The sequence below is a fragment of the Mycobacterium florentinum genome (genome assembly GCF_010730355.1).
Taxonomy (GTDB): domain Bacteria; phylum Actinomycetota; class Actinomycetes; order Mycobacteriales; family Mycobacteriaceae; genus Mycobacterium; species Mycobacterium florentinum.
In genome coordinates, this window is record NZ_AP022576.1 from 2,861,520 (window position 1) to 2,880,209 (window position 18,690).

Genomic DNA, 18,690 nt, shown 5'->3' on the forward strand with positions numbered 1-18,690 from the left:
TCAAGCGCTTGCCGGTCGGGAGTACTCGACGTCGACCAGCCGGTCGCCGTCGTAGACCAGCGTGGTCAGCGACGCGAGGTCGCACTCGCGCCGCCGCGGGTCGTGCCAGAGGCGCTTGCCGGTCAGGTGCAGCCGCAGCGTCCACACCGGCAACTGGTGGCTGACGCACACCACCTCATGGCCGGCGCCGCGCGCGCGAGCCTTGTCCACCGCGGTCGACATGCGGTCGGCGATCTCGCGATACGGCTCACCCCACGACGGTGTGAACGGATTGCGCAGCTGCCACCAAAACCGCGGGTTTCGCCAGGCGCCGTCGCCCGGGCTCATGGGCTTGCCCTGGAAAAAGTTGGCCGATTCGATCAGATCGGGGTCGGTGTCGACGGCCAGGTCGTGCTTGGTGGCGATGGGCGCGGCGGTCTCCTGGGCCCGCTGCAGCGGCGAGGCGATGACCGCGACGATGTCGCGGCCGGCCAGCGCGTCGGCGACCGCCGCCGCTTGCGCTTTTCCCCTGTCCGACAGGTGAAATCCGGGCAGCCGCCCGTACAGGATGCCGTCGGGGTTGTAGACCTCGCCGTGGCGCATCACATGCACCCGGGTTTGCTCGGCCATCAGGACTTGCCCTCCTGGGTCGCGCTCGCGGCAGCGCGCGCGGCACCGGGCAGCGCGGCCGCGATTCGTTCGAACGCGGTGTCGTCGAGTGCCGCCGAGACGAACCACGCCTCGAAGGCGCTGCACGGCGGGTACACGCCGGCGTCCAGCAGGGCGTGAAAGAACGGCGGGTAGCGCCAGGTCTGGCTGCCGCGTGCGGACGCGAAGTCGGTGACCGGCGTGTCGGTGAAGAACACGCTCAGCATATTTCCGGCGCGCGGAATCTGATGTGGCACACCAGCATTGGTGAGAGACTCGGCGAACAGCCCGGCCAGGCGGTCGGCGTTGGCGTCCAGCGCGGCGTAGACGGCGGCGTCCGCGGTGCGCAAGGTGGCCAACCCGGCGGCCATCGCCACCGGGTTACCCGACAAGGTGCCGGCCTGATACACCGGCCCGAGCGGCGCGAGGCGCTCCATCACCTCGGCCCGCCCGCCGAACGCGGCGGCGGGCAGCCCGCCGCTCATCACCTTTCCGAAGGTGAACAGGTCGGCGGCGACGGGATCGATTCCGTACCAACCACTTCGGCTGACCCGGAAACCGGTCATCACCTCGTCTACGATCAGCAGCGCGCCGTGCTCGGCGGTGATCGCGCGCAGCGCGGCGTTGTAGCCGGCACCCGGCGGCACGACGCCCATGTTGCCGGGGCTGGCCTCGGTGATCACCGCGGCGATCTGGTCGCCGAACTGTGCGAATGTCTGGCGCACCGCATCAATGTCGTTGTAGGGCAACACAATTGTGTCGGCCGCGGCGGCGCCGGTGACTCCGGGTGACGACGGCAGGCCCAGCGTCGCCACCCCTGAGCCCGCGTCGGCGAGCAACGCGTCCACGTGGCCGTGATAGCAACCGGAGAACTTGATGATCTTGGCCCGGCCGGTGAAGCCGCGGGCCAGCCGCACCGCGCTCATGGTGGCCTCGGTGCCGGAGTTCACCAGCCTTAAGCGCTCGACCGGGGCGACCCGGCCGACGATCTCGGTGGCCAGTTCGGTCTCGGCCGGAGTGGGCGCCCCGAAGGAGAGCCCGGACGCCGCGGCCTTGGCGACCGCGTCGACCACCGCCGGGTGCGCGTGGCCCAGAATCATCGGGCCCCACGAGCAGACCAGGTCGACGTAGCGGTTGTCGTCGGCGTCGGTGAGCCAGCAGCCGTGCGCCTCGGTGATGAAGCGCGGCGTGCCGCCGACCGCGGTAAACGCGCGCACCGGCGAGTTCACCCCGCCGGGGATCACCGCGCACGCAGCGTCGAACAGACCCGCCGAGGTGGCGACGGACCCCCGGGTCACAGCGGCGGCCTGGTCAGTGCTGCCCATGACCACTAGTGTTCCAGCCTCCACGCCCCGATCAACTACAGGGTGTAAGAGTGCGCTACGGGTTGAGGGGCCCGGGGGGTGGCGAGTTGGATGAGGGGCATGCGAATTCCACAAGGCGTGGCCCGGTTCAACCGTTACGTGACCAATCCAATTCAGCGCAGATGGGCCGGCTGGCTGCCGCCGTTCGCGATCATCGAGCACGTCGGGCGCAAGTCGGGCAAGGCCTACCGCACACCGGTCAATGCGTTCTACACCACCGTCGACGGCAAGCCCGGCGTGGCGATCGTGTTGACCTACGGTCCCGACCGCGACTGGCTGAAGAACCTCGACGCGGCCGGTGGCGGGAAGTTGCGCCGCAGCGCCCGGACGTTCGCGATCACCGATCCGCGCGTGGTCAGCCGGGACGAAGCCGCACAGTACGTCGACGGCGCCTGGCGGCCGGTTTTCGGCCGGCTGCCGTTCGAGCAGGTGGTACTGCTGGACCGGACCGACTGAACACCGCTCGGCCGCCGCGCGCCAGCGCTTTCTGGCCGCGAAGCGACGCCGATCGTCTAGCCGCTGCACCGACGGCACCCCTAGGGTCGAATCCGTCCGCGTGATGCGCGTGCTCCACACCGAGCACGTGAGACGACGGCGGTTGTGCCACACGATGCGCTCCGAGAGAAGATTGCAGTGAAGTTCGGTGTCGTAGAAGCACCCTTGCTCAGCCGATTCGGGCCGACGACGGTCCCCGAAATGGGCTACCGGACAGCCAGATTGACCGGCGCCGATTCCTTTTGGCTGTCCGACCACCTCAACGCCTTTCTGCCCCGGGCCGTGATGACGCCGAAGTACAGCGGGATGGCCCGACTCGTGCCCGACGCGGACGCGTTCCTTGAGCCGTGGACCACGCTCGGGGCCCTCGGCGGCCGCCACCGATTCAGCCGGACACGGCTTGGCGTCTGCGTCACCGACGCCGGGCGCCGGAATCCGGCCGTGACCGCGCAGGCCGTGGCGACGCTGCATCTGATGACTCGAGGCCGGGCCATCCTCGGGATCGGAACCGGGGAGCGCGAAGGCAACGAGCCGTACGGGGTCACGTGGTCACGGCCGGTGGCCCGGTTCGTGGAGGCGCTGGCGACCATCCGCGCACTGTGGGATTCGGACGGGCAGTTGGTCAGCCGGGACTCGGAGTTCTTTCCGTTGCGCAACGCGATTTTTGCATTGCCCCCGGTGAAAGGCAGCTGGCCGAAGATCTGGGTCGCCGCGCACGGACCGCGGATGCTGCGCGCGACGGGACGCTACGCCGACGGTTGGCTCCCGATCGCGATCTTCGGCCCGAAGCGGTACGCCGACAGTTTGCTCCGGGTTCGGGAGGCCGCCGACGACGCAAACCGCGATCCGAACTCGATCACCGCCGCAAACACGCAGTTGGTCATGACCGGACGGAGTTCGGCCGAGGTCGACGAAGCCTTGGACTCGGTGCCGGCCCGCATGTATGCCCTCCTCCTGCCTGATTCGGAGTGGGCCGAGGAGGGTGCCCGTCATCCGATGGGACAGGGATTCACCGGCTTTCAGGACATCCTGCCGCAACTACTCGACGAGGCGACGGCGGTGGCCCACGTCGACGCGGTACCGCGGGCCTTGATGCGACGATGCTTGCTCAGCGGAACACCCGACGAGGTCCTCGATCAGCTCGCCACGTACCGCGATCACGGTCTGCAATATCCGGTGCTGATGAACATGAGCGCCATCCAGCCCAAGCTTGGGCGTGGCCTGTCCAGCGCCTTGCCGTTCCTGAAGATCCTGCGTGGGATCCGCAGGCTGTGAGCACACAGGCGGTGCCGCCTATCCGGACTTGCCGACGGGCCCGACCCGGCCCCGGGCGCGCGCGACGGCGTAGATCGCCAGCACCACCACCCACGACAGCAGGGACAGCCACAGCTGGGTGCGCGCGGCGTGGTCGAACGCCATCTGCACGAGCACCGCGGTGATTCCGGCCAGCGTGAGGATCGACAGCACCGGGAAGAACCACATCTTCACCCGCAGCTTCTCCACCGGAGTGCGGCGGCGCAGGATGATCTGCGACAGCGCGATCAGCCAGTAGACGAACAGGATGATCGCGCCCGAGGAGTTGAGCAGGAACAGAAACACCGTGTCCGGCGCCAGCCAGGCCATCAGGACACACAGGAAGCCGATCGCCGACGAGAACACGATCGCCGCCGACGGGACGCCCCGCCCGCTGAGTTTGACCAGCCGCATCGGCGCCTCGTTGCGGGCGGCGAGCACGAACAACATGCGCGACGCCGTGTACAGGCCCGAGTTCAGGCAGGAGAGCACCGCGGTGAGCACCACCGCGTTCATCACTTGATCGGCACCGGCCAGGCCCATCTGCTTGAACGCCGCGACGTACGGCGAGGCGCCGAGCTCGAGCGAATTCCACGGCAGGATGACGGCGAGCAGAAAGACCGAGCCGACGAAGAAGATTGCGATGCGCGCGACGACCGAGCGCGTCGCCCGCTGGACCCCGAGGGCCGGGTCGCGACTTTCGGCCGCGGCGATCGTGACGATTTCGGCGCCCACCATCGAGAAGATCACCACCACGATCGCGGCGAAGACCGCGCCGACACCCTTGGGGAAGAATCCGCCGTGGGCGGTCAGGTTGGCGAATCCGCCGTGGTGGCCCGGCCACAGGCCGAGCACGTATACCGCGCCGATGCCGAGGAAGACGATGATCGTCGCGACTTTGATTCCGGCGAACCAGAATTCGAACTCGCCGAACGAGGAGACCGAGAACAGGTTGGTCGCGGTCATCAGCACCATCAGGCACAGCGACAGCATCCACAGCGGCGCGTGGAACCAGTAGCTGAGGACTTTGCCGCCGGCGACCGCCTCGAATCCGACGACGATCACCCAGAAGTACCAATACAGCCAGCCCACCGAAAACCCGGCCCACCCGCCCAGCGCCTTGGCCGCGTAATCGGCGAACGACCCGGTCGACGGGTTGGCGGCGGCCATCTCGCCCAGCATCCGCATCACCAGGACGATCAGCACGCCGCACAGCGCATAGGTCAGGAACGCGGCGGGCCCGGTGTCGCGGATCACCACGCCCGACCCGACGAACAACCCGGCGCCGATCACGCCGCCGAGCGCGATCATGCTCAGCTGTCGCTGCGAAAGCCCTTGACGCAGTTGGGTATTGCTGGCGCACGCAGGCCCACCGGGGTCGTCGCCCGCAGAGCCGGGGCCGTCCTGGCCTTGCGCACGCCGCATGACCGGACGCTAGCGGGCTTGACGGTCCGCAGCAACCGCGCGCGGGTTAGAGGTACGCGCGGGTTAGAGGTATAGATCTTGGTCGCTAATCAGCGCCGTGGCGATCACGCTAATCACGGCCGTCGCAACGAGATACGCGCACGCCAGCCACGGCGAACCCTGGGTCGCGGCGATCAGCGCGGTGAGGATCATCGGGGTCACCCCCGAGGCGTAGATGCCGGAGAACTGGTAGACGAACGACAATCCGGTGTAGCGGCTCTTGGTCGGATACAGCGACGAGAACAGCGTGCCCTGCGCGCCGTAGAACAGCGCGTGCACGACACCGAACACGATGACCATCGCCAGCCCGAACAACACCAGGTTCTTGGTGCCGAACAGGGCGAAAACCGGGAAGGTCGCGAGGCCGTAGCAGACCACACCCACCAGATACACCCGTCGGGCCCCGTACCGGTCCGTCAGAATTCCCGAGACCGGCAACAGCACCGCCATCACCAGCCCGGCGATGGTCACCACGATCAGCACCGGCACCTTGTGGAAGCCCAGCGCGCCGGTCGCGTAGCTGATCGCGAACACCCCCCAGGTGTTGAAGGCCGACCCCTCGGCCCAGCGGGCAAGCAGACCGAGGAAGGTGTTGCGCCGGGCGCGAGCCCCCCGGAAGATGTCGCGCACCGGGACGGTGGATGCCGCCTCGAGGTCGCGCAACTCCTGGAACGCCGGCGTCTCGTCGACCCGCAACCGCACCAGGATCCCGACGGCGACGAGCACCAGGCTCAGCAGGAAGCCGATGCGCCAGCCATAGGACAAGAACCGCGCCGAGCCCAAGGCGACCTGCAGGTAAGCGAATATCCCGGTGCCGAGCGCCAGGCCGAGCGCGAGACCGACCTGCGGGATCGCCCCGTAGCGGCCGCGCCGGTCTCCAGGACTGTGCTCGACGGCCAGCAGCACCGCGCCGCCCCACTCGCCGCCGAGCGCGAAGCCCTGTAGCACGCGCAGCACCAGCAGCAGAATCGGCGCCCACACCCCGATCTCGGCCGCGCTCGGCAACACCCCGATCAGCGCCGTCGCGACGCCCATGATCAGCATCGTCAGCGCCAGGCTGCGCTTGCGGCCGATCCGGTCTCCGATGTGGCCGAAGACCAGTCCGCCGATGGGCCGCATGACGAACCCCACGGCGAACGTCGCGAACGCCAGCAGCGTGCCGACCAGCGAGCTGGCGTTGGGGAAGAACAGCTTGTTGAACACCAGCCCGGCGGCGGTGGCGTAGAGGAAGAAGTCGTACCACTCCACCGTCGTGCCGAGCAGGCTAGCCGCGACGACCGTACGCAGCCGCCGGCGCCGATCCGCGTCCGACTCGTCCAATGTGTCGGCCGCCGCGATGGCTCCCGGCACCGGCAAGGTCGTCGCCATGGCTACTGCGCCGAAGCGGCCGCGAACGGCGTCGCCGAGCGCGGCTGGGCCTTGCGGTTGGGGTGCTTCCACACACCCTTGCGCTCGAGCAACGGCAGCACGCCCTCGCCGAACCAGTACGCCTCTTCCAGATGCGGGTAGCCCGACAGGATGAAGTGGTCGATGCCGAGGTCGGCGTATTCGATCAGCCGTTGGGCCACCTCTTCGTGCGACCCCACCAGCGCGGTGCCCGCACCGCCGCGCACCAGGCCGACGCCGGCCCACAGGTTCGGCGCGATCAGCAGCTGATCGTCGTTGCCGCCGTGTAACTTCAGCATCCGGCGCTGTCCCTCGGATTCGCTGCGGGCCAGGCTGGTCTGCACTCGTTCGATGTCTGCCGGGTCGATCGCCTCCAGCAGCCGGTCGGCCTCGGCCCAGGCTTCCGCGGCGGTGGGGCGGCTGATCACGTGGATCCGCAATCCGAATTGCAGGGTCCGGCCGGCCTCGGCGGCCAGCCCGCGAATCCAGTCCAATTTCTCGGCGACGGCCGCCAGCGGTTCGCCCCAGGTGAGGTAGACGTCGGAGTACTTGGCGGCGACGGGTCCGGCCGATCCGGACGATCCGCCGAAGAACACGGCGGGAATCGGGTCGGGCGGGTTGTTGAGTTGGGCACCCTCGATGCGGATGTGTTCGCCGGCGAACGTCACCGGTTCTTTCGACGTCCACAGTTGGCGGACCACGTCGAGGAATTCGGCGGTACGCGCGTAGCGCGCTTGCTTGTCCAGGTAATCGCCGTAGGCCTGTTGTTCGTGCGGTTCACCGCCGGTGACGACGTTGAGCAGCAGCCGTCCATCGGAGTGCCGCTGAAAGGTGCCGGCCATTTGCGCGGCCAAGGTGGGGCTGAGGAGCCCGGGGCGGAACGCGACCAGGAACTTCAGCGTCTCGGTGCGCTCGATCAACATCGCCGTCGTCAACCAGGCGTCCTCGCACCACAATCCGGTCGGTGTGAGCACCGCCTCAAAGCCGTTGTCTTCGGCCGCGGCGCAAATCTGGTGCAGATAGCGCAAAGTCGCGGGCCGGTCGCCGTGCATCGACGTGCCGTGCCCACCGGCGACGAGATTGCGCGAATCCCCGTACGTCGGCAAGAACCAGTGAAATGCCAGACTCATCCAATCCTCTTCCGCTCTTGATCAGCATTCGGTCGACTTTCGAAACCAGGCACGAAAGCTCCAGCGTCGCGAAGCACGTCGCCGCGCGCGAGGGTTGAAACCCGCCAGATTCAATCCACCGAAACCGGATGAGTCGCACGTCACTAGTCGATTTCTGCCGCATCACAATGCCCTTGCAAAACACGCGACGGCCTCGGAATAGCCCTGTGCGCGCGGCATTATGACGCTCGTGCCTGAACTGAACCGCCGCGCGGTGCTGCGAATGGGCGCCAGTGCCACCGCTGCGGCGGCGGGCGCGTGGGCTTTGAGCGCCTGGCTGGATCCGCTCGAACCACAAGCGGCACCGCGGCCGCTGGCGCCCTCCCCATTTGAGCCGTCGACGGCGAGTAGCACCCTGCCGAACCGGCTCACGGGCTCCTTCATCTCGAAGGCACGCGGCGGCGTAAAGACCAACTGGGTGATCGCGCTGCCGCCCGGTCAGACCTCGCAGAGCGGGCCACTGCGCGCGGTCATCGCGTTGCACGGCAAGGACGGCGACGCGAACATGATGCTCGACTGTGGAGTCGAGGACGCGCTGGCCCGGCTGGTCAAGGAGGGCAAGCCGCCCTTCGCCGTGGTGGGGGTCGACGGCGGCTCTGATTCCTACTGGCACAAGCGGGCCGACGGCACCGACTCGGGCGCGATGGTCACCGACGAGCTGTTGCCGATGCTGGGCTCGATGGGGCTGGATACGTCCCGGGTGGGCTTCATGGGCTGGTCGATGGGTGGATACGGGGCGCTGCGCCTGGGCGCCAAGCTGGGGCCGTCGCGGACCGCGGGGATCTGCGCGATCAGCCCGGCGCTGTATGCGTCGTACGCCGACTGCGCACCCAAAGCGTTTGACAGCGAAGAGGACTGGATGGCCAACAGCGTGATGGGCCTGCCGGCGTTGTCACAGATTCCGCTGCGGGTGGACTGCGGCACATTCGACCGTTTCTATCCCGCGACACGCCAATTCGTGAGCCAACTCCAAACGCCACCGGCGGTAAGCTTCACGGTCGGCGGCCATGACGTGACGTGGTGGCGTTTGCAATTACCCGGCGAGCTTTCCTGGCTGGCGACCTAGCGAGGCATCCCGAAAAGGCATGGCAGTCCGGCAGGAAACCGCGACCAGCCCGCCCTCACCAGCGGGCGATAGCCCCACCCGACAAATAGAGCGACGAGGATTCCGCCCCGACATCGAAGGCCTGCGGGCGGTCGCGGTCGTCGCCGTCGTGCTGTACCACGCGGGCATCCCCGGCACCGCCGGCGGCTTCATCGGCGTCGACGTCTTCTTCGTCATCTCCGGCTTCCTGATCAGCGGCCTGCTCTGGCGCGAGGTCAGCATCACGAAAAACGTTGCGCTGGGCCGCTTTTACGGAGCACGGGCCCGCCGTTTGCTGCCGGCCGCGGCCACCGTCGCCGTCGTGACCGCCATCGCGTCCGCCCTCGTGCTGCCGCCGTTGCAGGCCCGCAGCGTGTTCCTCGACGGCATCGCCAGCGCGCTGTACGTCGGCAACTACCGGTTCGCCCACCAGGGCACCGAGTACCTGAACGCCGAGGCACCCTCGCCGTTTCAGCACTACTGGTCCCTCGGCGTCGAGGAGCAGTTCTATCTGGTGTGGCCGGTGCTGATCATCGGCACCGCCTGGCTGGCCGGACGCCTGCGGCGCGACGCCGTGGCCAAGGCGGCGCCGTACGCGCTGGTGCTGACCTTGGTCGCCGCGGCCTCGTTGGCGGCGGCCGTGCTGTGGACGCGCAGCTCGCCGCCGTGGGCGTTCTTCTCGCTGCCGACCCGCGCCTGGGAGCTGGCCGTCGGCGGGCTGGTCGCGCTGTCGATCGAGCAGTGGCGCCGGCTGCCGCCGTTGCCCGCGGCGATCGTCGGCTGGGGCGGGCTGGTGCTGATCCTGCTGACCTGTACGCAGCTGGGCCCCGCCACGCCCTACCCCGGCACCGCCGCGCTGCTGCCGGTGCTGGGCACCGCGCTGGTGATCGGCGGCGGCTGCGTCACTCGCAGCCTGGGGGTGGGTCGCCTGCTGTGCCGGCCGGCTATGCGCGCGATCGGGCGGGTGTCCTACTCCTGGTACCTGTGGCATTGGCCGGTGTTGTTGCTGCTGCCCCGGCTGCTGGGTGACCCCTCCGGCCTGCCGGCTCGACTGGCCGCGACCGCGGTGTCCGCGGGGCTCGCGGTGATCACCTTCCATCTGGTGGAGAACCCCGGCCGGTTCGCGGCCGCCCTGCGCCGGTCGGCCAAGACCAGCCTGGCCGTCGCCGGGATCGCCACTGCGGTCACCGCATCCGCATGCGTGCTGTTGCTGACGGTGATACCGGTTCCGGTCGGTCACGGCCCGGCCGCGGCGAAGGCCAGCTTCATGGCGCTGCCCTCCGCCGCCCCCAACGCCGGTCCGCAGCAGGCGGTCGTCCAGCAGGCTCTGGCCCAGGTGCGTGACGCCGTCGCGGCGGCCGCCGGCCTGCGGGCGGTCCCGTCGAATCTGGACCCGCCACTGGCCCAGGCGCCGGCCGACAAGGCCGCGGTCTTCGTCAACGGCTGCGTGCGATCCTGGCGCGACATCGGGCAAAGCGAGTGCGCGGCAGGCGACATCGGCTCGCCGACGATGGTCGCGCTGATCGGCGACTCGCACGCGGCGATGTGGAACCCGGCCTTCCAGCAGGTTGCCGAGCAGCGGCACTGGCGGCTGGAGACGATGGCCAAGGTGACCTGCCCGATCCAGGATCTCCCCATCGACAGTCCGTATCTGGGCCGCGAGTACACCGAATGCGAACAATGGCGCACCCAGGTGATGGCGCGGGTGGCGGCCGAGCACCCGCGTCTGGTCGTGCTGGATATGAGCCGGCGCTACGGCGGCGACTTCGGATTTGTGTCCTACGACCCGGCGTGGATCGAGACCCTGGGTCGCACCGTCGCGGCGCTGCGTCGCAGCGGGGCGACCGTCCTGGTCCTCGGCCCCGCCCCGGACCCGCAATCCCCGGTGCCCACCTGCCTATCCGGACACCTCGACGACGCCACCGCCTGCGCGCCAAGCCGTTCGGTCGCGGTCAACGATGGCGGTATCTCCGCGGAGCGGGCCGCGACCACCGGCAACGGCGGTCACTACGCCGATCTCACCGACCTGTTCTGCACACCCGAGCGCTGCCCGATGATCGTCGGTAACACCTTGGTGTTCCGCGACGACAACCACGTCACAACCGAATATGCACAGTTGTTGGCACCGGTGATGGGCGCACTCGCAGACGGAGCCATAACGGACGGATGACGTTGCGATGACTTTCTTTGCGAATGAACCCCGCCACCAAACCGAACGTGTTACGAATGAAAGGGTTTTGGAGGTTTGAAATGTCCCCGCTGTTGTTGGTCTGCATCGCGGCTGCTACGCCAGTCGTCGGGATTGGCGTGATGCAGCTACAAGCACGCCTCGAGCAGTGGGACTACGAGCGGCACGCAGAAGACTAGGCGCCCGATTGGCGTGTAAAGCCTTGCGCGGCTGGCACTTTGACGCGGAGCCAGCCCGCAGAAACTCTGAGTGCTTCGCTACCTGAATAGTTGCGTGCGAATCAGCGGCGCAATCTTGTCCGCCATGTACCGATGCCCGGCGTCGTTGGGGTGCACGCCATCTGGGCCAATCAGGTCCGGCCTGTCGACGAACCAGTGCGCGCCGATCGGGTCGACGAATGCCGCGCCCGCGGCCCGCGCCTCGGAGTTGAGCACGTCGCGAATCTGCAGGATGTCCGGCGGCACATCGGCGGTCGGCCACGGCGGCCCGATCACCAGGAATCTCGCCGACGGTGCCAGGATGCGCGCGACTTCGAAGGTGTCGCGAGCCCGGCCGGCCAGCATGCCGGGATCGGAGCCCTGGTCGTTGCGGGAGCCGAAGAACACCACCAGCACGTCGTCGTTCTTGACCGACCTGACAGTCAGATCCTCAAAGATGCTCCCGTGGTCGCCGGGCACGACATAGCCGGCTCTGCCCTCGGCCGCCACATCGGCGTCGATCTGCAGCCCACGTTTGGTGAGCGTCTGCCAGGTCAGGGCGGTCCACGCTTTCGGGCCCAGGCCGCCCTCGTCCGTGCCGGTCGTATAGGAGTCGCCGACTACCGCGATATGGGTCAGCCGACCATCCAGCGTCGTTACCCGATAACCAGGGTCGTGCGCCGGGTGTGCCAAGACGTCACAGAGCAGGCCGACAAGCAGCCCGAGGTTAACGACGAACCCGGTCAGACGACTCACTGCTACCTCCCCCCCGCACACGGCATGGCCTTTGTACTGCACTCAACCAACGGAAATCGTACGAATAACCGACCCGAACGGCCCGCCAACGCGCTGTTGCGCATGTGTGATCCAGGGCCGAGTCGATCAGCATGCCCCAAGCTACCAGTGCGGCGCGGCTACCACTGCCGAATCCAGATCCGAGAGCTTTTGGGACGCAGCATGATTCGCGGGCATTCAGGACGCCGTGCGCTCGGTGACCGGTTCCAGTCCGCCGTCGATCTGGCGGACCTTGGCCGGGGCCGGCTCGCTGGGCTCCGTTCGCTGGGCCGCGGGACGGACGTCGACCATCCTGCGCATCCAGCGCCGCGCGGGCTCCTCGACGACGTGATAGAGCAGGCTCGAAAGCGCCAGCGCGATCGCGAACAGGCCCAGCACGTTCCATTTCCAGGGGGAATCGGATTCCCATGGCGTGAGCTTGAAGTTTTCGACCGCCCATCCCCAGGACGTGTGCACCAGCTCATGCACCATGTACAGGCAGAACGAGATCTGCCCGCCGTAGACCATCACCCGGGTGGACAGCAGCCTGGGCAGGCTGCCCAGGCCGACCGCGAGCGTGATGACCAGGGGGACGAACAGCGCGTCGACCACGCCGCCGCTGTCGTTTTCCACGACTCCGCTGATCGGATGGGCGTTGAACCAGTACAGGACGCCCACCACGGCGGCCAGCAGCAGCACCGACAGGTATCCGGCAATGTGGCGACCACGATCGGTCAGCCGCAATCGGCGCACGGCGGCGCAGGCCAGCGCCCCGCCGTGAACTGTGTCACGATCCGCGGCAGCCAGCTCCACGGCGTGTAGAAGTGGCCGCTGGCCAGCAACATCACCACCGGCGGCAGCGAGGCCAGCACGGCCAGCCACATCAGCGTCCGGGCGCGGGTGGCCAGTTTCATCCGGAAAATGACCAGGGCGAGCACGCCGAACAGCAGGTAGGCGAGCCATTCCGCGCTGATCGACCAGGCCGGCCCGTCCCAGCTCGTCCCGTCGAAGAACGGCTCGAACCACAACTGCACGAGCAAGACCTGACGGATGTAGCTGATCGCGGTCAGATCACTCACCTCGGGTAGCGGCGTATGGCCGACGTGCAGCGACAGGATCACCAGCAGCGCCGCCAGGTGCATGGTGACCAGGTAGACCGGCCACACCCGGGCCAGCCGCAGCCACAGGAAGTGCAGGGTCTCGCGCGTCGACCAGGACCGGCCCATCCGGTCGAGGTAGTTCCAGGTCAGCACGAACCCGCTGAGGATGAAGAACAGATCGACGCCTTGGGCGCCGCAGTTGAGCACCGGCGCCAGGTTCTCGCGGAAATCGGGCGAGATGTCGCTGAGCATCGGCCGGAAATGGAACAGCACCACCCACACCGCGGCGACGATGCGAAGTCCCGTCAGGGCTTTGATCTCACCCTTGATCTCTGCGCTGCGCACGACGCTCTTTCGGTCTGGACGTGGTAGTTTCGTTTGCCTTCTCACCCGGCTGACCAGGCATTTCGCCCTATCACAAGCCCCCCGACTCGCAACCGGTAGCCAGAGCAGCCTAGCAGCGCGGGAGCCCGGATTGCGTGACGGCGGCGGTGTGCCCGCCCGTGTACCTCCGCACGGCCTTGCCACGTCAGCTTTTTAGCAAACAGTTAGACGTAACTGTCGGTCTCCTTATCTTTGGCGGGCAACGTTGTACCTAGCTTCGGTCGGCGTTATGCCGGCCCTCGCACCACCACGGAAATGGGGGCGTTCATGGCGATCGCGATGACCACAGCGCGACAGGGCAGCCTCGACTGCGGTGGAGCCCAGGTTCGGGCGCACTGCCGCCACCTCGCCACGGTGGTGACCATCCGGGGAGAGATCGATGCCGTCAATGTCGATCGGGTCCGCGACTGCCTGCGCCGTTTCATGCTCGGCGACAATCCCCTGGTGCTCGACATCAGCGACCTGAGCCACGTCGCGGGCGCCGGCTTCGGGCTGCTGTACACCTTCGACGAGGACTGCCGCCGGGCCGGGGTGGAGTGGACGCTGGTCGCCGGCGCCGACGTGATCGAGCAGCTGGTCGCCGGTGACGGTGATTCGGTCTTCCCGACCGCCGCGTCGGTGCCCGAGGCGTTCGGCGACCTGGCCGACGCGGTCGTCCACCGCCGCCGGCTGGCGCTGCCGCTGATCAGGAAGACGGCGTAACGCCGCGTCGGGCGCGCCACAGCCGGGCAATCCCGATGACTGCCAGCACTCCGGCGATTATCGCCAACACCATGGCCAGCAGCAGCAGCTGAGGGTTGTAGACCAGTGCCGTGGTCGTCGGCTGGCCGTCCGTGATCGGCCCGACCTCCACGATGTGACGGGCGTGCAACCAGCTCAGCGCGACGCCCACCAGCGCCGCGCAGGCCAGGACGAGTTCGGCCAGGGCCCGGTAACGGGCGATCACAGCTCGGATCCTGTGTCGTCGTTGTAATCGTTGTCGGTGCTCTCCGAGTGAGCCGGCTCCACCCGCTCCTGAACCAGCGGGGTCAGCGCATTCCGAAGATGACGATGGCGCTTCGCCCAGGCCTGGGCGGTACGGCCGCCGGTGAGTCGCAGACCGATGCCCGTGCGCCCGCGCGGCACGCCGAACAATTCACCGAGCGCCCGTGCCGACTGCCACCTCGCCAGCTCCTTGTCGGAGACCGCCGGGTTGTCGGGCTCGGGATAGACCTTGATGATTTCGCGCACCAGGATCGTCTCGGTGCCCTGGCGCAACGCGTCCTCGGTCAGTTCGACGGAAACGTGGATCCGCGCCGCCTTCACCTGCAGCGAGATGAACGCCGACACCATCACCAGAAAGATCGCCGGAACCAACAGCGATATCGCTGCGCCACTCCACATTTCGATCAGGATCATCGACGCCGCCGCGGCGGGGCCGCTCAACACCCATAACCAGCTGGCACCGGGTTCATAGAACAATGGCTTGGGTTCGCTGTCCTTCGCTGCAGTCATTGAAGCCTCATCCCCTGATTGTCTACCGCCGATACGGCCGCTAGGAAAGCCAACCCGCCGCCTCCGCGGCCCAATAGGTCAGCACGATATCGGCACCGGCGCGGCGGATGCTGATCAGCGATTCCAGCGCCGCGGCCCGCCCGTCGATCCAATTATTCTCTGCCGCAGCACAAATCATCGCGTACTCGCCGGACACCTGATAGGCGGCGACCGGCACCGGCGAGACATCCGCGGCGGCGGCCAACACGTCGAGGTAACCCATCGCGGGCTTGACCATGATGATGTCGGCGCCCTCGTCGATATCCAATTCGATCTCGCGCACCGCCTCTCGGACGTTGCCGGGCTCCTGCTGGTAGGTGCGACGATCGCCGGAGAGGCTGGAGCTCACCGCTTCGCGGAACGGGCCGTAGAACGCCGAAGCGAACTTGGCAGCGTAGGCCAGGATCACCACGTCGGTGTAGCCCGCGGCGTCCAGACCGTCGCGAATGGCGCCCACCTGCCCGTCCATCATCCCGCTCGGACCCACCACATGAGCACCCGACTCTGCCTGCGCCACAGCTAATTTCACATATCTACCCAGCGTAGTGTCGTTGTCGACCCGACCCCGGGCGTCGAGCACGCCACAGTGACCGTGATCGGTGAACTCATCGAGGCAGGTGTCGGCCATCAGTACCGTGGCTTCACCGAGATCCTTGGCCAGGTCGCGAAGCGCGACATTGAGAATGCCGTCGGGATCGGTACCTGCCGAGCCGGTCGAGTCCTTGTCCTCGTCACGCGGCACACCGAACAGCATCAGTCCGCCCACTCCGGCGGCCACCGCGTCGGCGGCCGCGCGGCGCAGCGACTCGCGGGTGTGCTGCACGACGTCGGGCATCGATGGGATCGGCCGCGGTTCGTCGATCCCGTCGGCGACGAACATCGGCAGTACCAAATGCCTTGGCTCCAAGGACGTTTGCGCCACCAAGCGACGCAACGCGGGGGTGGACCGGAGCCGACGCGGGCGCTGCCGCGGGAAGGACACTAGCGCCTGCGACTCTTCTTGCGCGGCGGTGGCAGCGCGCCCTCGGCGCGCAACCGCGCGGCGTGTTCGGCCAGCGCGTCGACCAGCGGGCCAATGGCAGCGGTTTCGGGCTGCACATCCACCCGTAGGCCGAACTCGGCAGCGGTCTCGGCCGTCTTGGGGCCGATGCAGGCAATGATGGTGCGCGCGTGGGGTTTACCGGCGATGCCGACCAGGTTGCGCACCGTCGAGCTGGAGGTGAAGCACACCGCGTCGAAGCCGCCCGTCTTGATCATCTCGCGGGTGGTCGCCGGCGGCGGTGCCGCACGCACCGTCCGGTATGCGGTGACATCCTCGATCTCCCAACCACGTTCGCGCAGCCCTTCGGCCAGCGTCTCGGTGGCGATGTCGGCACGCGGCAGCAAGACCCGGTTCACCGGATCGAAAATGCTGTCGTAGGGCGGGAAGTCGTCCAGCAGGCCCAGCGAGGACTGCTCCCCGGCCGGCACCAGCTCCGGGCTGATCCCGAATGCCCGGACCCGGTCGGCCGTCGACTCACCGACGCAGGCGATCTTCACGCCGGAGAACGCGCGGGCGTCGAGCCCGAACTCGCCGAACTTCTCCCACACCGCGCGGACGGCGTTGGTGGAGGTGAACACCACCCACTGGAACCGGCCGTCGACCAATCCCTTGACGGCACGCTCCATCTGGGCGGGGCTGCGCGGCGGCTCGACGGCGATCGTCGGCACCTCGACCGGCAGCGCGCCGTACGACGTCAGCCGCTCGCTCATCTCGCCGGCCTGGTCCTTGGTGCGCGGCACCAGGACGGTCCAGCCGTACAGGGCGCGGCTTTCCCACCAGTTCAGCTTCGACCGGCTGTGCACCGTCTTGCCGATGGTCACCACCAGCGGTCCAGTCAGCGGGCCCGCGGGGTCGCCGGCGCCGGCCACGACGGCCGCATCGGTCAGCCCGTGCAGCGTGGTCTCGATCGAACGCTGCTGACAGGTGGTGCCCTGGGCGGTCACCACGCACGGAGTGGTCTCCGACAGCTCGTGCTCGATCAGGGTCCGGGCCGCGTCGGCCAGGTGCGTCGGGGTGGCCTGCAGGATCAGCGGTCCGGGAGCCGCCGCCAGCGCCTCCCAGTCCACGTCGCCGCGCACGTCGGCCACCGTGTGCGAGGAGCCCAGCGGCAGACCCGCATACGTGGGCACCGCGCTGGTCGCGGCCAGACCCGGCACGATCTCGACGTGCAGGTGAGTGCGCGCGACGGCGTTCACCTCGCTGATCACCGCGTCGAGCGTGAGCGGGTCACCGGACACCAGCCGCACCACGTCGACGCCCGTGCGGGCCTCGGCGGTCAGCGTCTTGGCCACCTCGGCGGGCTCACCCAGCGCCGGGCGGATGTCGGCGCCACCGGACAGCACCGTGGGCGCGGCCGGAGGCGGGTCCGCGTGGGGTGACCCATCGGTCGTCGCGGGCGGTGGTTCGGCAGGCGCCGGGCCCGAAACGGGCGGTAGGTCCTTGCCGATCAGCGCCAGCACCGGTTCGGGTACGTCGGGATCGGTGAATACCAGGGCCGCATTGGCCAGCACTGTGGCTGCCCGCGTGGTCAACAATCCCGGATCACCCGGGCCGGAACCCACGAACGTGATGCGGCCCGGTCTCGGCTTGCGCCCTCGCGTCGTCATTGTCGCTCCCAACACATCCCTTTTGACGTCATTTAGTTTTCGTGCGCGGGGTATTGCCGCGCTCCCCCAATCAGCTCTCCGGCGCCCAACTCCAACAGCTCCGCGGCCACCGAGAGCCCCAGCTCTCGTGCCCGATCGGGAGCACCGATGCCGGACGCGCGGATCACATCGGATCCATCGAGCGCCGCCACGCAACCGCGCAGCGACAGCTCGTCGAAGACCCGGCCGTCCTCATCAATGGACTCGACCACTTCGGCGATCGCTCCCACCGGTGCGGAGCAACCCGCCTCCAGTTCGGCCAACAGGGCTCGCTCAGCGGTGACCGCCGCACGGGTGTCGAAGTCGTCCAACTCCGCCAGCACCGCCGCCAGCCGACTGTCGTCGGCGCGGCATTCGACGGCGAGCGCGCCCTGAGCCGGTGCTGGCAACATTTGCACCGGCTCTAGCGTCTCGGTGACATCAGCGAGCCGGCCCAGGCGGGCCAGTCCGGCCCGGGCCACCACGATGGCGTCCAGATCACCACTACTTACCCTGTTCAACCTGGTATCTAGGTTGCCTCGTAGGGGGCGGATTTCCAAACCGAGACCCAATGCCCTAAGCTGTGCGGCCCGCCGCGGGGATGATGTGCCGACCAGCGAACCCGCCGGCAACTCCCCGAGCACCAGCCCGTCGCGCGCAACCAGCGCGTCGCGCGGGTCATTCCGTGCCGGTATGGCCGCGATCGTGAACCTCGGGTCGTCGGCGGTTGGCAAATCCTTGTGCGAGTGCACGGCGGCGTCGACCCGGCCATCGGCCATGGCCTCGCGCAACGCGGTAGTGAAGACGCCCACACCCAGACTCTCGATGGGCGCCGACGACTGGTCACCTGCCGTGCTGATGATCACCAACTCCGCGGGGTGGCCGTTGGCGATCAGAGTGTCTCTGATGACGGAGGCCTGGGCGGTGGCCAGCAAACTGCCCCTCGTGCCTAACCGGATCACGTG

16 protein-coding genes and 1 pseudogene are annotated in these 18,690 nt (G+C 68.1%); 5 read left to right on the forward strand and 12 right to left on the reverse strand.

The window, feature by feature from the left end; translation table 11 throughout:
- Entirely contained in the window at positions 1-609 is a 609-nt protein-coding gene (locus G6N55_RS13480) for a histidine phosphatase family protein (protein WP_085222814.1), read from the reverse strand.
- Positions 609-1,952: a glutamate-1-semialdehyde 2,1-aminomutase gene (gene hemL, locus G6N55_RS13485; RefSeq protein WP_085222813.1), complete on the reverse strand. Its 1,344-nt coding sequence runs from the start codon at positions 1,950-1,952 to the stop codon at positions 609-611. The genes G6N55_RS13480 and hemL overlap by 1 nt, the downstream gene beginning before the upstream one ends.
- Positions 1,953-2,051: 99 nt before the next feature.
- On the opposite strand from hemL, the gene G6N55_RS13490 reads away from it, so the two are divergent.
- On the forward strand, positions 2,052-2,447 hold the full coding sequence (locus G6N55_RS13490) for a nitroreductase family deazaflavin-dependent oxidoreductase (protein ID WP_085222812.1): 396 nt from the start codon (positions 2,052-2,054) through the stop codon (positions 2,445-2,447).
- A 240-nt stretch (positions 2,448-2,687) separates the two neighbouring features.
- A complete protein-coding gene (locus G6N55_RS13495; protein ID WP_232079058.1) occupies positions 2,688-3,761 on the forward strand; it encodes an LLM class flavin-dependent oxidoreductase in 1,074 nt (357 codons plus the stop codon).
- 18 nt (positions 3,762-3,779) lie between these two features.
- Here G6N55_RS13495 and G6N55_RS13500 read toward each other — a convergent pair whose 3' ends face one another.
- The 3 genes from G6N55_RS13500 to G6N55_RS13510 form a co-directional block, all read right to left on the reverse strand.
- Positions 3,780-5,204, reverse strand: coding sequence for an amino acid permease (locus tag G6N55_RS13500; RefSeq protein WP_085222810.1), 1,425 nt, complete (start codon positions 5,202-5,204; stop codon positions 3,780-3,782).
- 63 nt (positions 5,205-5,267) lie between these two features.
- Positions 5,268-6,611 (reverse strand): MFS transporter, encoded by a 1,344-nt coding sequence (locus G6N55_RS13505; protein WP_085222809.1) that lies wholly within the window; start codon positions 6,609-6,611, stop codon positions 5,268-5,270.
- Between the two features lie 2 nt (positions 6,612-6,613).
- Positions 6,614-7,759: an LLM class flavin-dependent oxidoreductase gene (locus G6N55_RS13510; protein WP_085222808.1), complete on the reverse strand. Its 1,146-nt coding sequence runs from the start codon at positions 7,757-7,759 to the stop codon at positions 6,614-6,616.
- 220 nt (positions 7,760-7,979) lie between these two features.
- Between G6N55_RS13510 and G6N55_RS13515 the strand changes: the two genes are divergently transcribed.
- Both G6N55_RS13515 and G6N55_RS13520 read left to right on the forward strand, forming a co-directional pair.
- Positions 7,980-8,864 (forward strand): alpha/beta hydrolase, encoded by an 885-nt coding sequence (locus G6N55_RS13515; RefSeq protein ID WP_085222807.1) that lies wholly within the window; start codon positions 7,980-7,982, stop codon positions 8,862-8,864.
- A gap of 19 nt (positions 8,865-8,883) precedes the next feature.
- Positions 8,884-11,052: an acyltransferase family protein gene (locus G6N55_RS13520; RefSeq protein ID WP_085222806.1), complete on the forward strand. Its 2,169-nt coding sequence runs from the start codon at positions 8,884-8,886 to the stop codon at positions 11,050-11,052.
- 275 nt (positions 11,053-11,327) lie between these two features.
- On the opposite strand, the gene G6N55_RS13525 is transcribed toward G6N55_RS13520, so the two are convergent.
- Together G6N55_RS13525 and G6N55_RS13530 are read right to left on the reverse strand one after the other, a co-directional pair.
- A complete protein-coding gene (locus G6N55_RS13525; protein ID WP_085222805.1) occupies positions 11,328-12,023 on the reverse strand; it encodes an Rv0518 family GDSL lipase in 696 nt (231 codons plus the stop codon).
- A 216-nt stretch (positions 12,024-12,239) separates the two neighbouring features.
- Positions 12,240-13,486: pseudogene (locus G6N55_RS13530) on the reverse strand (acyltransferase family protein).
- A 306-nt stretch (positions 13,487-13,792) separates the two neighbouring features.
- On the opposite strand from G6N55_RS13530, the gene G6N55_RS13535 reads away from it, so the two are divergent.
- Positions 13,793-14,227: an STAS domain-containing protein gene (locus G6N55_RS13535; protein ID WP_085223033.1), complete on the forward strand. Its 435-nt coding sequence runs from the start codon at positions 13,793-13,795 to the stop codon at positions 14,225-14,227.
- On the opposite strand, the gene G6N55_RS13540 is transcribed toward G6N55_RS13535, so the two are convergent.
- Genes G6N55_RS13540 through hemC form a run of 5 tightly spaced genes read right to left on the reverse strand, consistent with a single transcriptional unit; the run spans position 14,211 to position 18,687 of the window.
- Positions 14,211-14,471, reverse strand: coding sequence for a hypothetical protein (locus G6N55_RS13540; protein ID WP_085222803.1), 261 nt, complete (start codon positions 14,469-14,471; stop codon positions 14,211-14,213). The genes G6N55_RS13535 and G6N55_RS13540 overlap by 17 nt on opposite strands.
- Complete coding sequence (locus G6N55_RS13545) at positions 14,468-15,019, reverse strand: DUF3093 domain-containing protein (protein ID WP_085222802.1); 552 nt, start codon at positions 15,017-15,019, stop codon at positions 14,468-14,470. The genes G6N55_RS13540 and G6N55_RS13545 overlap by 4 nt, the downstream gene beginning before the upstream one ends.
- Positions 15,020-15,059: 40 nt before the next feature.
- On the reverse strand, positions 15,060-16,040 hold the full coding sequence (hemB, locus tag G6N55_RS13550) for a porphobilinogen synthase (protein WP_085222801.1): 981 nt from the start codon (positions 16,038-16,040) through the stop codon (positions 15,060-15,062).
- Positions 16,040-17,707, reverse strand: coding sequence for a bifunctional uroporphyrinogen-III C-methyltransferase/uroporphyrinogen-III synthase (locus G6N55_RS13555; RefSeq protein ID WP_085222800.1), 1,668 nt, complete (start codon positions 17,705-17,707; stop codon positions 16,040-16,042). Before G6N55_RS13555 ends, hemB begins: the two co-directional genes overlap by 1 nt.
- A gap of 32 nt (positions 17,708-17,739) precedes the next feature.
- Entirely contained in the window at positions 17,740-18,687 is a 948-nt protein-coding gene (gene hemC / locus G6N55_RS13560; RefSeq protein WP_085222799.1) for a hydroxymethylbilane synthase, read from the reverse strand.
- Between the last annotated feature and the right edge of the window lie 3 nt (positions 18,688-18,690).